The organism is Rosenbergiella nectarea (genome assembly GCF_900111105.1).
In the GTDB taxonomy this organism is placed as follows: domain Bacteria; phylum Pseudomonadota; class Gammaproteobacteria; order Enterobacterales; family Enterobacteriaceae; genus Rosenbergiella; species Rosenbergiella nectarea.
Genome location: NZ_FOGC01000007.1, coordinates 1 through 14,170, shown reverse-complemented (window position 1 = coordinate 14,170; position 14,170 = coordinate 1). Strand labels below are relative to the sequence as shown.

Annotated in this window: 12 protein-coding genes; all 12 read left to right on the top strand. The window is 52.7% G+C overall.

Going from position 1 to position 14,170, the window contains the following annotated elements; genetic code table 11:
* Window positions 1–26: 26 nt before the first annotated feature.
* Window positions 27–323, top strand: coding sequence for a hypothetical protein (locus tag BMX14_RS09405; protein ID WP_092676022.1), 297 nt, complete (start codon window positions 27–29; stop codon window positions 321–323).
* 296 nt (window positions 324–619) lie between these two features.
* Complete coding sequence (locus BMX14_RS09400) at window positions 620–2,041, top strand: cytochrome ubiquinol oxidase subunit I (protein WP_092676019.1); 1,422 nt, start codon at window positions 620–622, stop codon at window positions 2,039–2,041.
* A gap of 1 nt (window position 2,042) precedes the next feature.
* A complete protein-coding gene (gene cydB, locus BMX14_RS09395) occupies window positions 2,043–3,050 on the top strand; it encodes a cytochrome d ubiquinol oxidase subunit II (protein ID WP_092676016.1) in 1,008 nt (335 codons plus the stop codon).
* The gene (locus tag BMX14_RS16915; RefSeq protein WP_230527423.1) at window positions 3,034–3,216 is read left to right on the top strand and encodes a DUF2474 family protein; all 183 of its coding nucleotides are present in this window, start codon (window positions 3,034–3,036) and stop codon (window positions 3,214–3,216) included. The genes cydB and BMX14_RS16915 overlap by 17 nt, the downstream gene beginning before the upstream one ends.
* Window positions 3,217–3,913: 697 nt before the next feature.
* Entirely contained in the window at window positions 3,914–4,411 is a 498-nt protein-coding gene (tssB, locus tag BMX14_RS09385; RefSeq protein WP_092676010.1) for a type VI secretion system contractile sheath small subunit, read from the top strand.
* Between the two features lie 39 nt (window positions 4,412–4,450).
* Window positions 4,451–5,992, top strand: a complete 1,542-nt coding sequence (gene tssC, locus BMX14_RS09380; RefSeq protein ID WP_092676007.1) for a type VI secretion system contractile sheath large subunit — start codon at window positions 4,451–4,453, stop codon at window positions 5,990–5,992.
* 17 nt (window positions 5,993–6,009) lie between these two features.
* Window positions 6,010–7,350: a type VI secretion system baseplate subunit TssK gene (tssK, locus tag BMX14_RS09375; RefSeq protein ID WP_092676004.1), complete on the top strand. Its 1,341-nt coding sequence runs from the start codon at window positions 6,010–6,012 to the stop codon at window positions 7,348–7,350.
* Complete coding sequence (gene tssL, locus BMX14_RS09370) at window positions 7,347–8,036, top strand: type VI secretion system protein TssL, short form (RefSeq protein ID WP_092676001.1); 690 nt, start codon at window positions 7,347–7,349, stop codon at window positions 8,034–8,036. The genes tssK and tssL overlap by 4 nt, the downstream gene beginning before the upstream one ends.
* Entirely contained in the window at window positions 8,033–9,733 is a 1,701-nt protein-coding gene (locus tag BMX14_RS09365; protein WP_092675999.1) for an OmpA family protein, read from the top strand. The genes tssL and BMX14_RS09365 overlap by 4 nt, the downstream gene beginning before the upstream one ends.
* Before the next feature lie 146 nt (window positions 9,734–9,879).
* Complete coding sequence (hcp, locus tag BMX14_RS09360) at window positions 9,880–10,371, top strand: type VI secretion system effector Hcp (protein WP_092675996.1); 492 nt, start codon at window positions 9,880–9,882, stop codon at window positions 10,369–10,371.
* Between the two features lie 301 nt (window positions 10,372–10,672).
* On the top strand, window positions 10,673–13,327 hold the full coding sequence (gene tssH / locus BMX14_RS09355) for a type VI secretion system ATPase TssH (RefSeq protein ID WP_092675993.1): 2,655 nt from the start codon (window positions 10,673–10,675) through the stop codon (window positions 13,325–13,327).
* Window positions 13,324–14,170, top strand: an 847-nt coding sequence (gene vgrG / locus BMX14_RS09350) for a type VI secretion system tip protein VgrG (RefSeq protein ID WP_143056408.1), incomplete at its 3' end; no start/stop codon positions are given. The genes tssH and vgrG, both read left to right, overlap by 4 nt.

The following is a 14,170-nucleotide window of genomic DNA, read 5'->3' as shown; positions in this document are numbered from 1 at the left end:
GTCAATCTCATTATGGAAGGGGCACCATGTCGTACAATAAGGCACTCTGGGCAGGAATAGCGTTTAGTATCAGCACTCTAGTGGTGGGGTGTGCGAAGCAGCAAATAGGGGGGTTTACAGAAATCGATCACGATAAGGTTGCGCATACCTATCAATTCCGTTATCAACCTCATCAACTCGACCGCGCCGCGCTCAATGCCTATATTACGCAACGTTGTGTTCAACAAGGCTTTGACAAAGTTGACCCTTTACCCGAGGAGGCCGGTACCTTACCTGGCTATACGACACGTTGGTTCCAATGCAACTACGAAGTCAAAAGTTAACGTTCATTGCCAGCGCCTCTCTGGCTAATTGTTGTAAATAGTCACACTTAAGTAACACTATTATCTCCAGTGTTTCCACTATCTCCTTTTTCCGCTACACTTTAATTACTTTCCATTTACCGCTCTCCCTTAGGTAACAGTCGGTCCACCAAAAACGCTTAAATTATTCTGAATAATTCTGTTCATATCAGGCGATAAGCGTAAAATAGTTTGATAGAAATCATTGTGTTAAATGATTTCACTGTCTGTTAAGTATTATCATTAATTGTCTTTTAATTGTAATGTAAGAGGTGGCAATGTTCGGGCTTGATGCATTTCATCTGGCAAGATTACAGTTTGCGTTTACTGTATCTTTCCATATTTTGTTTCCGGCGATCACGATCGGGCTAGCGAGTTTCCTCGCCGTGCTAGAAGGATTGTGGTTAAAAACGAAAAACGAAACTTATCGCGATTTATACCATTTTTGGATAAAGGCTTTCGCGGTTAACTTCGGTATGGGAGTCGTTTCTGGGCTGGTAATGGCCTATGAGTTTGGGACTAACTGGAGTGGATTCTCCCAGTTCGCGGGAAGTATCACCGGCCCCATGTTAACCTACGAAGTACTGACAGCGTTCTTCTTGGAAGCGGGCTTCCTTGGGGTAATGCTATTTGGGTGGAATCGCGTAGGGCCTGGCTTGCACTTCTTCGCAACCTGTATGGTGGCACTCGGCACCATTCTCTCGACCTTCTGGATTTTAGCCTCTAACAGTTGGATGCAAACCCCGCAGGGCTTTAGCATTCAGAATGGTGTTGTGGTACCTGAAAGCTGGATGCAGATTGTCTTCAACCCCTCGTTCCCGTTCCGTTTAATGCATATGAGTACCGCAGCTTTCTTGGCGACCGCATTTTTCGTCGGAGCTTCTGCGGCGTGGCATTTACTTCGGGGCAATAAAACGCCTGCCATTAAGAAAATGTTATCAATGTCATTGTGGATGGCATTAATCGTCTCGCCTATTCAAGCTTTCTTGGGTGATGCGCATGGTCTGAATACGCTTGAACACCAACCAGCAAAAATTGCAGCGATTGAAGGTCACTGGGAAAACCCTCCTGGCGAGCCGACTCCGCTTATTCTGTTTGGTATGCCAGATATGCAGCAGGAAAAAACTAAATATGCGCTGGAAATTCCTTATCTGGGAAGCTTGATTCTCACGCATAGCCTTGATAAGCAAGTGCCTGCATTGAAAACCTTCCCGAAAGAGGATCGCCCTAACTCGACGATTGTTTTCTGGTCATTCCGTGTGATGGCTGGGCTGGGCATGCTGATGATTCTGTTAGGTGTTGCGAGCCTATGGATGCGTTATAAAAAACGTCTCTATGATTCACGTCCATTCTTATGGTTCACCTTGCTAATGGGCCCTTCTGGTTTATTAGCGATGTTAGCCGGCTGGTTTACGACAGAGATTGGTCGTCAGCCCTGGGTGGTTTACGGTGTTCTACGTACCAGTGATGCCGTTTCGCCACACAGCGCGCTACAAATGACCTTCAGTTTGATTGCCTTTATTGTTGTCTACGCATCGGTATTTGGTATTGGTTATGTGTATCTGATCCGTCTTATCAAGAAAGGTCCAGTAGAAGGCGAGGGAAGAGAAGAGATCCATGGTGGTCCAGGTCAACACCATACGCCGGCTCGTCCACTCTCTGCGGTAGATGCCTCTAAGAAACCAGAGGAGAAAAAATAACATGGGTATCGATCTCTCAATTATTTGGTTCACCATCATTATTTTTGCCATATTGATGTATATCGTGATGGATGGCTTTGACCTTGGGATAGGGTTAATTTTTCCCTTCATTAAAGATCCTGTTGAACGTGACATGATGGTCAACACTGTCGCGCCAGTGTGGGATGGTAATGAAACCTGGCTCATTCTAGGGGGCGCAGCGCTTTTCGGTGCATTCCCTCTCGCATACGCCGTGATTGCGGATGCCTTATCGATCCCCATCACGCTGATGCTATTCGGGTTAATTTTCCGTGGTGTGGCATTCGAGTTCCGCTTCAAAGCGACAGAACATCACCGACCGTTCTGGGATAAAGCCTTTATTGGTGGCTCTTTCCTCGCGACCTTTATGCAAGGCATCTCGGTTGGTACCATTCTTAAAGGTATCCAGGTGACGGGCCGTGTCTTTACCGGCGATGTGATGGGATGGTTATCGCCGTTCCCTCTATTCTGCGGCGTTGGATTGGTATTAGCCTATGCTCTGCTGGGCAGCAGCTGGCTGATCATGAAAACTCAGCATGCATTGCACGATAAGATGTCACAATTAACCAAGCCGCTGACGATTGCGCTATTAATTGTTATCGCGATTATCAGTATTTGGACACCACTGGCGCACAATGCCATTTCTGAGCGTTGGTTTACTCGACCGAATCTTTATTGGTTCTTACCTGTGCCCGTACTGGTGGTGATGTGTGGCTTGGGTATTCTGAAGGCAGTGAAACGTCGTGCGGATTATGCGCCGTTCCTACTGACCTTAGGCTTAATTTTCCTTGGCTTTACTGGTCTTGGAATTAGCTTATGGCCAAATATTATTCCACCGTCCATCTCTATTTGGCAGGCGGCTTCACCCCCACAAAGCCAAGGCTTTATGCTAGTGGGTGGCTTACTGATCATCCCAGTCATTTTGACCTACACCTTCTGGAGTTACTATGTCTTCCGTGGGAAGATTTCTGAAGATGAAGGGTATCACTGAGTTGGCGGTTAAGCGTCTCGCATCAACGTCAGAGGGCAAGACGCCCTCTGGCAAGATGACACAGCTTCGTTGGTTGTTGCTGCTGTGGTTAGGCAGTATTGCGGCACTGGGGGGGGTGGCAATCATCCTCTGGCTATTGATGCACAGTGCCGGGATGACCCGCTAAAAAAAGGCTCACAGTGTGAGCCGTAACGATTAGCCATCAGTAAGGCGATTGGTTAAACGTTTAAGAGTCCTGTGAAAACCGTAATCTGGTATAGAGAATGACGGTTTTTTTCGCGACCCATTCCAGCCTTGAATACTCTTCTTCAATCTTCCCCCAAAGCATTTTCTCCACTCACACTTGCTGAAAGTATGCAGTGGCTTAGCCAGATTATGTATCGTTTTGATAGCAGATAAGGCCCTGCGTCGGAGATAACCCTAATTTCTCGGTATAATCTTTATGGGAATTCGACGTAAAGACCGTAGCGAAAGATATCATCATCGGTGGCAATATTATCAATTCCGTGTTCCTGTCCTGCTCCTCATTTTTCTACACAGCTTATCTGAACGTTATTCCTGAAACTGAATGCGTATCCGTAACTCTCAGGTATTGATTTAAATCACCTGAACCGCATTTGATTATTAATTATCCGGATTTTCATTTATTACGATATAAATGCTCATTTAATAGGCTATATGTAGTTCATTTTAATGGGCTTGTAAAACGATTTACTATTAGGGTCTAGTGTAAAATTCTTAGTAATAACATATATGCAAATTAAAGCTCCGTATTATTGATCTTTAATCGATCATTATTCTATCATGCATCCAGATCATGAGAGTCTGAAAAGTCTACACAGCGATAAACAAGGGATGATGATATGGCTGATAGTTTCCAGAATGAAGTACCCAAGGCACGTATTAATCTAAAGCTTGACCTACATACCGGGGGAGCGAGCAAGAAAACTGAGCTCCCCCTAAAGTTGCTCGTGGCGGGTGATTTCAGCAATGGCCAGGAGTCCGCGCCCTTATCTGAGCGCAAGAAAGTTAACCTCAACAAAACAAACTTTGACTCTGTGCTTGTAGAGTATTCCCCAAAAGTTAATTTGACCGTTGAAAACACACTCGCCGGCGATGGCAGCGAAGACAGTATCTGCCTGACCTTTCGCAGCATGAAAGACTTCACCCCGGAGGAGGTTTCCCGGCAGGTCCCCCAGTTAAAGGCGATGCTTTCTATGCGTAATTTGCTTCGCGATTTAAAAGCTAACTTGCTGGACAATCAGGCTTTTCGAAAGGAGCTGGAAAAAATTCTGATTGATCCCACTCTACGCGCCGAACTTAGCGCCGAACTTTTAGCCTTGGCCCCAAAACAGCCCTAAAGGTCCCCATGATTTAACGGATTAATAAGGAAGAAACGGATGTCTTCAAAAAATGAGAATACGACTGGCGGCGAGAGCGTGGTATTGGAACATCCTGCTACAGGTGGAGTTTATACGTCTTTATTCGAGAAAATAAACCTACACCCGGTATCCGAGCTAAGCGCGCTGGATATCTGGCAGGACACGCAAGCGATGTCGGATGCGACGGCGGATGAACGTTTAACGGCTGGGATGCAGGTATTTCTGGAATGCCTGAAAAAATCGGGCTCAAAGATTGCTAAACTCGACAAAAACCTCATTGACCATCATATCGCTGAGCTGGACTACCAGATTAGCCGTCAGCTTGATGCCGTCATGCACCATGAGGCTTTTCAGGCAGTAGAAAGTCTGTGGCGTGGCACGAAATCCCTGGTCGATAAAACCGATTTCCGCCAGAACGTGAAGATTGAGCTACTGGATATGTCTAAAGAGGACCTACGTCAGGACTTCGAGGATAGCCCCGAGATCATTCAGAGTGGTCTGTACAAACAGTCTTATATTGATGAGTATGATACGCCGGGTGGCGAGCCTATTGCGGCCCTAATTTCCGCTTACGAATTTGATGCCTCTGCGCAGGATGTGGCCCTGCTGCGGAACATATCAAAAGTGTCTGCTGCTGCGCATATGCCGTTTATCGGCTCTGCTGGTCCTGAATTCTTCCTGAAGGAGTCGATGGAAGAGGTGGCCGCAATCAAAGACATTGGTAACTATTTTGACCGCGCAGAATACATCAAATGGAAATCTTTCCGCGAGACGGACGATTCCCGCTATATCGGTCTAGTCATGCCGCGCGTCCTGGCGCGCCTGCCGTACGGTCCAGATACTGTCCCTGTGCGCAGCTTCAATTATATGGAAGAAGTAAAAGGCCCCGATCACGATAAATATCTCTGGACCAACGCCTCGTTTTCCTTCGCATCGAATATGGTTCGTAGTTTTATCAATAATGGATGGTGTGTACAGATTCGTGGTCCGCAGGCCGGTGGTGCCGTCGAGGACTTACCTATTCATCTCTACGATTTGGGGACCGGCAATCAGGTCAAGATCCCGTCAGAAGTGATGATCCCAGAAACCCGCGAATTTGAATTCGCAAATCTGGGCTTCATTCCTCTAAGCTACTATAAAAATAGGGATTATTCCTGTTTCTTTAGCGCCAACTCTACCCAAAAGCCCGCAGTTTACGATACCTCTGACGCGACGGCCAATAGTCGTATTAATGCCCGTCTACCGTATATCTTCCTGTTGTCGCGTATTGCGCATTATCTAAAGCTTATCCAGCGGGAAAACATCGGTACGACGAAAGATCGTCGTCTGCTGGAGCTGGAGTTGAATACTTGGGTACGCAGTCTGGTGACGGAAATGACCGATCCGGGTGATGAGCTGCAGGCGTCACATCCACTACGCGATGCGAAAGTGGTGGTAGAGGATATTGAAGATAACCCGGGCTTTTTCCGTGTGAAGCTTTACGCCGTACCACATTTCCAAGTAGAAGGCATGGATGTCAACCTATCACTGGTTTCCCAGATGCCGAAGGCGAAATCATAAGCTAAGGCAGGAAGCCAATGAGAACGGAACAACCGTTATGGGATAGGGGCGTTATGGTCTCTCCCCAGCATTTCCAGCAACAGGTCGCGTATGCGGCCTGGTCTGCGGAATGTATCGCCCGACTGGGTCTCTGCCATCCCTGGGGAATGATTGAGGCCACTTTCGAACCGGATGCACTGAAACTGGGCCGTTTGCAGCCGCGTCGTCTGTACATTCGTTTCCCCGACGGCACGCTTATCGATACGGATAATGCCGATCCCCTGCCGCCGGTGCTGGCGCTAGAGGGCGAATCACAGGAAGTGGTGGTGGTTCTGGCGCTTCCGCTTCTGCGGGCAAATGGCGGCAACTGCCTTAAGCCCGATGAGATGGCCGAGCGTCCTGTGCGTTATCGCCAGCGCTGGCGGGATGTCCGCAACACCTTCGGGGACGATACCCGCCAGATTGCGGTTTTGCAGCCCGAGTTGACGCTGCGTTTAGCCCATCAGAACAACAGTGATTACTTGACCTGTCCGGTCGCCCGTCTGCAGCAGGATCCACAGGGGAGCTGGGTGCTCGATGAAACCTTCCTTCCGCCACTGCTGGTTCTGCAGGGCAGCCGCTGGCTGGTGACCCAGCTAGAACAGCTGATGATGCAACTGCGTGCCCGTCTGAGTCGCCTGATGGACATGCGTCGCGAAAGTAACGAGCGCATGGCCGATTTTGCCGTGGCTGATGTGTCTCTGTTCTGGCTGCTCAATGCCCTGAACAGCGCAGAACCCGTGCTCGGACAGTTTCAGCGTCACCCGCAAAGTCCCCCGGAGCGTCTGTACCTGGAATTGGTACGCCTTGCGGGTAGCCTGCTGACCTTCTCGCTGGAACACCAGGTGAGTGCTATTCCTGTCTGGCAGCATGAGCAACTGAATAACGTCTTCCCGCCGCTCTTTGACCTACTGGCCGACCTGCTGGAAGCCAGCTTGCCGTCGCGTGTGGTGACGATTGAGCTTGAGCATGATGCCCGGCTTCACTTCTGGCAGGCTCGTCTGCATGACCCGCGCCTGCGCGAAGGGGCCGATTACTACCTCTCCGTGCGTTCACCCATGCGGGTGACACAGCTGCAGGAACAGTTCCCACGCCAATGCAAGGTCGGCAGTCCCGATCATGTCAGGAGTATCGTCAATTCATCTCGGGTGGGTGTACCCCTGATCTCCCTGCGTCATGTGCCGGCCGCCATCCCACTGCGTCTGGAAAACCAGTATTTCAGTCTCGATATCTCTCATCCTCTGGCCAGCGAAATGCTCCAGGGCGGCACCTGTATGTTTTACGTGCCGGGCATGCTCGGCGAGCCTGAACTTGAACTCTTTGCGGTACTGAGAACATGAGTGAGCCTAAACGCAGCGCTGCTGCATCCATTGACATTGATGCCTTGCTGCAGGACACCTGGCTGCAGGTGATCAGCCTGCGTCACGGCCCGACGTTTCAGGATGGAGAAGGGCGCACCTTGTGGGAGCGCTGCATTACTGATGTAGAGCGCGTGCAGCGTGAGCTGAAAGCGAACGAACTCGATGAAGTCAGCTGTCAGCATATTCTCACTGCACAGTGTGCGCTGCTTGATGAAGCAGTCAAAGGTCGAGGAGTGGAGGATGATGCCTGCATACAGTGGTATGACATTCCCCTGCAAGGATACTTCCTCGGCACCATGGACGCCGGTGATACGCTGTGTGATCGGATGCGCGATGTGCTACGCGAACCGGCCCCTGACCATGCTGTGATGACCTGCTTCCAGCGGGTCATGATGCTGGGATTCCTCGGCAGTTTCCGCTCTCTGAACGAGCCGGAGCGCCAGAAACTTATCGACGCGCTCAATGAATATGTCACGCCGTTCAACTATCCGCAGACTCATCCGGTAATGGCAGAAAGCCGTACCGGACGAAGAGTGGGTCGTTGGCTGGCATTGTGGCCCGTACGTATCGGTCTGGGCGTGGTGGTGGTCGCTGCACTCTGGTGGGGGCTAGATTACTGGTTAGATCAGACGCTATCAAGCCTGATGCCGGGAGCCGTGAAATGAGTCCTGCACAACAGCGCGGGCTTGCGCTGTGGGCCGCTTTGCTAAGTGCTGTGGTCTGCCTGGGCTACCTGCCGGCATCCCGCCTGGCTTCTGTGCTCGTTTTGCTGGCAATACTGGGGCTTATCCTGGCGTTCTGGACTGTCACTCGTTGCCGTTCGGATCCTGATGTGACTCTGCAACTGGATGACCTTCCAGACGCCACTTACCGTCAGCCTGTGGTACTGGTCTGTGGCGATCTGCCCCTTGCTTGGCCCCATCAGTCACCCGTGCTCACTGTCGCGCAGGGGTGCTGGATCCGGTTAGAGGATCATCAGGAACTTGAACTGGCAGCCCGTCAAATACTGTGGCTGCGCCCCGACTGGGGACGCCAGCTTTCGGTAATGGTTAGTGTCTGCCCGCAGAAGCATGCAGACAGCGATGCCCTGGCCAGTCGCCTGCTGGCTATGCGCTGGCAAATCAGCCAGCTTCGTAAAGAAACTGGACATGCGGTGCCGCTCGTTCTGAATGGTCAAATAGGCAGTGTGATGACGAATGACCCGCTCTGGCAGGCGGCTATTCCGGGGAAAGGGGGCCGGGTCTGGCGTGAGTCTTTAGCTCCGTGTTCCATCGCTGGATGGATAACGACTGGCGGAACGCCTGTGATGCAGCAACAGGTACTGATTAACAGCCTGATGAGCTGGTTCTATCAGCATGTCGAAGCCGTCTTTTTGGATGAGAGTCCCGACGTTCCGGCTATAGCACCTACCGCGGTTCTATGGGGGATGGGGCCGATCCTTGCCGGAAGTCTGGCAAACTCGGTCTGGACCGCGTGGCTCTCACGCCACACTGCACTACAACGGGTGGCTGGTTGGCAGCCGGTGGGAACGGACAGTACGGTTATTTCCCTGCTACCGGATTTTATCCTGCCGCTGCTGCCGGAAGGGAAAGGCCTTACGTCGCGTGAACGTGCATGGCGCTGTGCGCTCGGGATTTTCTCACTGGCGGCAATTGCCGCGCTACTCAGCAGCGGCTGGAATAATCGTCAGTTAATGCATCGTGTGAGTTTTGATATTACCCGTTATGACGGAATCCCGATGAGTGATTACGAGCAGAAAAGTGATGCCGTTGCCGTCCTGCGCACCGATGTGGCGCAGTTGGATGACTGGGCGCGAAATGGTGTACCCGCTCGGCTGAGCCTCGGTCTGTATCAGGGCGAGGGGCTACGGATACGGGTGCTGGATGCGATCCGCACATATGTGCCCCCGCCACCGCCCCCTAAACCACCGCAGCCCACGCCCAAACCGATACCGAAAACGATTCGCCTCGACAGCATGTCGCTATTTGATTCAGGTAAATCGGCGCTGAAAGCTGGGTCCACCAAAATGCTCGTGAACTCGCTGGTCGGTGTTAAGGCGAAGCCCGGTTGGTTGATTGTGGTCGCCGGCCATACCGATAACACCGGTAATGCGCAACTGAACCAGACGCTCTCTCAGAAGCGTGCCGAAGCGGTACGCGACTGGATGCGTGACACCGGTGAGATACCGGAAAGCTGTTTTGCGGTACAGGGCTATGGTGAAAGCCGCCCGATCGCAACTAACGACACCCCGGATGGGCGTGCGCTCAATCGCCGTGTCGACATCAGTCTGGTACCGCAGGCCAATGCCTGCCAGGTACCGGGCAATCCCAAAACGTCATCGCAGGATGATGACGCTTCGTAAAAAGGATACACAAAATCATTCGGGCTGCATCGCGGCGGCAACGGAGTGAGTCCCCGGGAGCAGAGACTGCTCTGTGACCGGGGCGAATGAAGGCAGCCAACAAAGAGGCAGTCTGAAGGATGAAGTGTATAAATGGAGAAATTCTCATGGCAATACCTGTTTACCTTTGGCTTAAAGACGACGGCGGCGCGGACATCAAAGGGTCTGTAGACGTTCAGGATCGCGAAGGCAGTATCGAAGTGGTCGCGCAGAAGCATAACCTGTATATACCGACCGACAACAACACCGGCAAGCTGACCGGTACCCGTATCCACACCCCGTTCCTGTTCACCAAGGAAATCGACTCCTCCAGCCCTTATCTATATAAGGCTGTGACTACCGGTCAGACCCTGAAGTCTGCGGAATTCAAGTGGTACAAAATTAACGATGCGGGCCAAGAAGTGGAATATTTCAACACTAAACTCGAGAACGTGAAGGTGGTGAAAGTGAATCCGGTGATGCACGACGTCAAAGATCCTGCTTACGAGAAACACAATCACCTCGAAGCTATCGAGTTGCGTTACGAAAAAATCACTTGGACTTATAAAGACGGCAACATCATTCATTCTGATAGCTGGAACGAACGCGCCACCGCCTGATTACGCATCATATTTCACGCCGCAGGAGCATTGGCTTCATTTATTCGCCCCGGTCACATAGTCATCTATGCTTCCGGGGACTCACGAACTTGCCGCCTTCCTGCGACACGGACTCTCTAGCGTAATCCTCACTTTTTAGCTGAGGGGTGTCCTTTCCGCTGTTTTGCTGAGCGCCTATTTGGAACAGGCTTTCAGCAAAAAAAACCACAAACTGCCAGCCTGACCGTATGCGCTTTGGTCCCCTTCACGGGAAACAGCGATGGGCGGTAGCGTGTCCAGGAACCGATAAAGAGAGAATTTCATGGAAAACCCGGCAATCCTTCTTCGACGTCTGAACCCTTATTGTGCCCGTGCGATGGAAGGGGCGGCTTCGCTCTGCCAGATGCGTGCCCATGCGGAAATTCTGCCAGAGCACTGGCTGCTGAAACTGCTGAAACTGCTGGAGCAGGGGGAGGGCGACCTGACCGTGCTGGCAAGACGCTATGAATGGGACATGGACGCTATCTGGCAGAATTTGCTGGGCTGGCTGGATAATTTACCTCGTTCGGTACGTAGTCGCCCACAGCTCTCTGCTGTTATCCAGACACTATTACAGGAAGCCTGGCTACTGGCTTCGCTATCGGGTGAAGAGAGTATTCGCAGTGTGCATTTACTGATGGTGCTGACAGAAAAACAACGTTTGTTGCGCTGTGATGGGTTATGGCCACTGCTGACGCTCGGCCAGAGCCAGCTGGAGCGCCTGCGTCCGTTACTGGATGCACAGTCCGACGAACGCCCGGACGTGCAGCAGGAACCCGAACTGGCGCAGCGCCACGGCGGCGAAGTGGAGTTTGTCGGACGTCCGGTGGGGGCTGAACTGAAAGAGGGTGAGCTGCCCCCAGCGCTGCAGAACGCACTGGATAAGTTCACCCTTGATGTCACCGCCAAAGCAAAAGAGGGCAAGATTGACCCGGTATTTGGGCGCGACACGGAAATTCGTCAGGTGGTGGACATCCTCTCCCGTCGTCGCAAGAACAACCCGATCTTGGTCGGTGAGCCAGGTGTCGGCAAAACGGCGTTGGTTGAAGGCCTGGCGCTACGTATAGCAGAGGGTAACGTCCCGGAATCGCTCAAGTCGGTTGTTCTGCGCACCCTCGACCTCGGACTGTTACAGGCAGGGGCGGGAGTGAAGGGCGAATTTGAACAGCGCCTGAAAAACGTTATCGATGCTGTACAGCAGTCGCCGGAGCCTGTTCTGCTGTTTATCGATGAAGCCCACACCATTATCGGCGCCGGTAACCAGGCCGGCGGGGCGGATGCGGCGAACCTGCTGAAGCCGGCGCTGGCGCGCGGTGAACTGCGCACTATTGCGGCCACCACCTGGTCTGAATACAAACAGTATTTTGAACGCGATGCCGCGCTGGAGCGCCGCTTCCAGAGGGTGAAAGTGGATGAGCCGGACGATGACACGGCGTGCCTGATGCTCAGGGGCCTGAAATCCCACTATTCCGAACATCATAACGTACATATCACCGATGATGCGGTGCGTGCCGCCGTCACCCTGTCACGTCGTTACTTAACAGGCCGCCAGTTGCCAGACAAAGCTGTTGATCTGCTGGATACCGCCGCCGCGCGTGTCCGTATGAGTCTCGACACGGTGCCGGAAGCTATTGTACGCCTGAAAGCACAACTGACCGCGCTGGAACTGGAAGAGCAGGCGCTGCTGGAAGACATCGCCTGCGGCAGCAACCGTCATGGTGACCGACTGGGTGCCATTGAGCAGCAGCGGACTGAACTGGACGCGCGTATCGGGGAGCAGGAAGCGCGTTTCAACAACGAAAAGGCGTTGGTACAGCAGCTGATGGCCTGCCGCCAGGATATCAGCCAGCAGGCTAAAATATCCGACCTGCAACAGCAGCTGAAGCAGGGCGATGTGCTGGCTCAAGTGGATGTGGATAGCCGCACGGTCGCAAATGTGATCGCCGACTGGACCGGTATTCCGCTCTCTTCCCTGATGAAAGACGAACAGACCGAACTGCTGACACTCGAAAACGAAATAGGCAAGCGCGTGGTCGGGCAGGACATGGCGCTGACCGCCATCGCCCGGCGCCTGCGTGCGGCAAAAACGGGGCTCACGTCCGAGAATGGTCCGCAGGGCGTATTTCTGCTGGTCGGCCCGAGTGGCGTCGGGAAAACCGAAACCGCGCTGGCACTAGCGGATGTGCTGTACGGCGGTGAGAAGTCACTCATCACCATCAACCTGTCCGAGTACCAGGAGCCGCATACCGTTTCCCAGTTGAAAGGTTCTCCTCCGGGTTACGTGGGTTATGGTCAGGGCGGGATTCTCACCGAAGCGGTGCGCAAGCGTCCGTACAGCGTGGTGCTGCTGGATGAAGTGGAAAAGGCACACCGCGATGTAATGAACCTGTTCTATCAGGTCTTCGACCGCGGCGTTATGCGTGATGGCGAAGGGCGCGAAATCGACTTCCGTAATACCGTTATTTTGATGACCTCGAATCTCGGCAGTGACCTCCTGATGCAACGGCTTGATGAACAGCCGGAGGCCACCGAAGGCGACCTGTACGAGCTGCTGCGCCCGATTTTGCGCGACCACTTCCAGCCGGCACTGCTAGCCCGCTTCCAGACCGTGATTTACCGCCCATTGGCCGAAGCGGCGATGCGTATCATCGTGGAGATAAAGCTCGCACAGGTCAGTAAGCGCCTGAACCGCCACTACGGCTTGAACACGACTATCGAAGAGAGCCTATTTGATGCCCTGACCGCCGCCTGCCTGTTACCGGACACCGGGGCACGTAACGTCGACAGCCTGCTCAACCAGCAAATTTTGCCAGTGCTGAGCCAGCAGCTGCTGACCCACATGGCAGCGAAACAGAAACCCCAACGCCTGACGCTTAGCTGGAGTGAGGAAGAGGGGATTGGACTCGCATTCGATCTTATACAAGGAGTGTCGGGATGAGCAGTCATTTTCCACTAAGATTTAGCCATAACCACCACCTGCTGGCAGTGAAAGACTGCGAGTCTGTACTCGATGTGCTGGCCTTTGAAGGCTCAGAGGCCCTGAGCACACCGTTCAGTTACCGTATTGAATTCACCAGTTCTGACCATGCCCTCAGCAAAGAAATGATACTGATGAAAGCGGCCTCCTTGACGCTGCAGGCCCCGGTTGATCAAGGTTACGGCATCAAAATACAGCAGGTCGTGCGCACCCTTCAGGGGGTGGTGAGCGGCTTTGAACGTCTCAACACCTCAAAAGATGAAACTCACTATGCCCTGACGCTGCAGCCACGCCTGGCGCTGCTTGACCGCTCGCATCAGAACGCGATTTATCAGGATATGTCGGTGCCGCAGATCGTGGAAAAAATTCTGCGTGAGCGTCACACCATGCGCGGTCAGGATTTTCTGTTCTCACTGACAAAAGAGTACCCGCGCCGTGAGCAGGTGATGCAGTACGGCGAGGATGATCTGCACTTTATTACCCGTCTGTTGGGCGAGGTCGGTATCTGGTTCCGCTTTACCACTGATACGCGCCTGAACATCGATGTGGTGGAGTTTTACGACAGCCAGCAGGGGGTCGAGAAAGGCCTGATCCTGCCATCGATTCCGCCATCAGGACAGCATTCAAAAGGCGCGGACTCGGTCTGGGGCATGGAGAGCCATCATCGCGTGGTGCAAAAACAGGTCAGCACCCGTGATTATAATTACCGCCAGGCCACGGATGACCTGAACACCCAGGTCGATGCGACCCGCGGGGATACCACCACCTATGGTGATGCCTATCACTATGCGGATCACTATTTAA

Coding starts and splice junctions, on each gene's coding strand:
- BMX14_RS09405 (WP_092676022.1), top strand. CDS start 27: ATGTCGTACAATAAGGCACTCTGGGCAGGAATAGCGTTTAGTATCAGC.
- BMX14_RS09400 (WP_092676019.1), top strand. CDS start 620: ATGTTCGGGCTTGATGCATTTCATCTGGCAAGATTACAGTTTGCGTTT.
- cydB (WP_092676016.1), top strand. CDS start 2,043: ATGGGTATCGATCTCTCAATTATTTGGTTCACCATCATTATTTTTGCC.
- BMX14_RS16915 (WP_230527423.1), top strand. CDS start 3,034: ATGAAGGGTATCACTGAGTTGGCGGTTAAGCGTCTCGCATCAACGTCA.
- tssB (WP_092676010.1), top strand. CDS start 3,914: ATGGCTGATAGTTTCCAGAATGAAGTACCCAAGGCACGTATTAATCTA.
- tssC (WP_092676007.1), top strand. CDS start 4,451: ATGTCTTCAAAAAATGAGAATACGACTGGCGGCGAGAGCGTGGTATTG.
- tssK (WP_092676004.1), top strand. CDS start 6,010: ATGAGAACGGAACAACCGTTATGGGATAGGGGCGTTATGGTCTCTCCC.
- tssL (WP_092676001.1), top strand. CDS start 7,347: ATGAGTGAGCCTAAACGCAGCGCTGCTGCATCCATTGACATTGATGCC.
- BMX14_RS09365 (WP_092675999.1), top strand. CDS start 8,033: ATGAGTCCTGCACAACAGCGCGGGCTTGCGCTGTGGGCCGCTTTGCTA.
- hcp (WP_092675996.1), top strand. CDS start 9,880: ATGGCAATACCTGTTTACCTTTGGCTTAAAGACGACGGCGGCGCGGAC.
- tssH (WP_092675993.1), top strand. CDS start 10,673: ATGGAAAACCCGGCAATCCTTCTTCGACGTCTGAACCCTTATTGTGCC.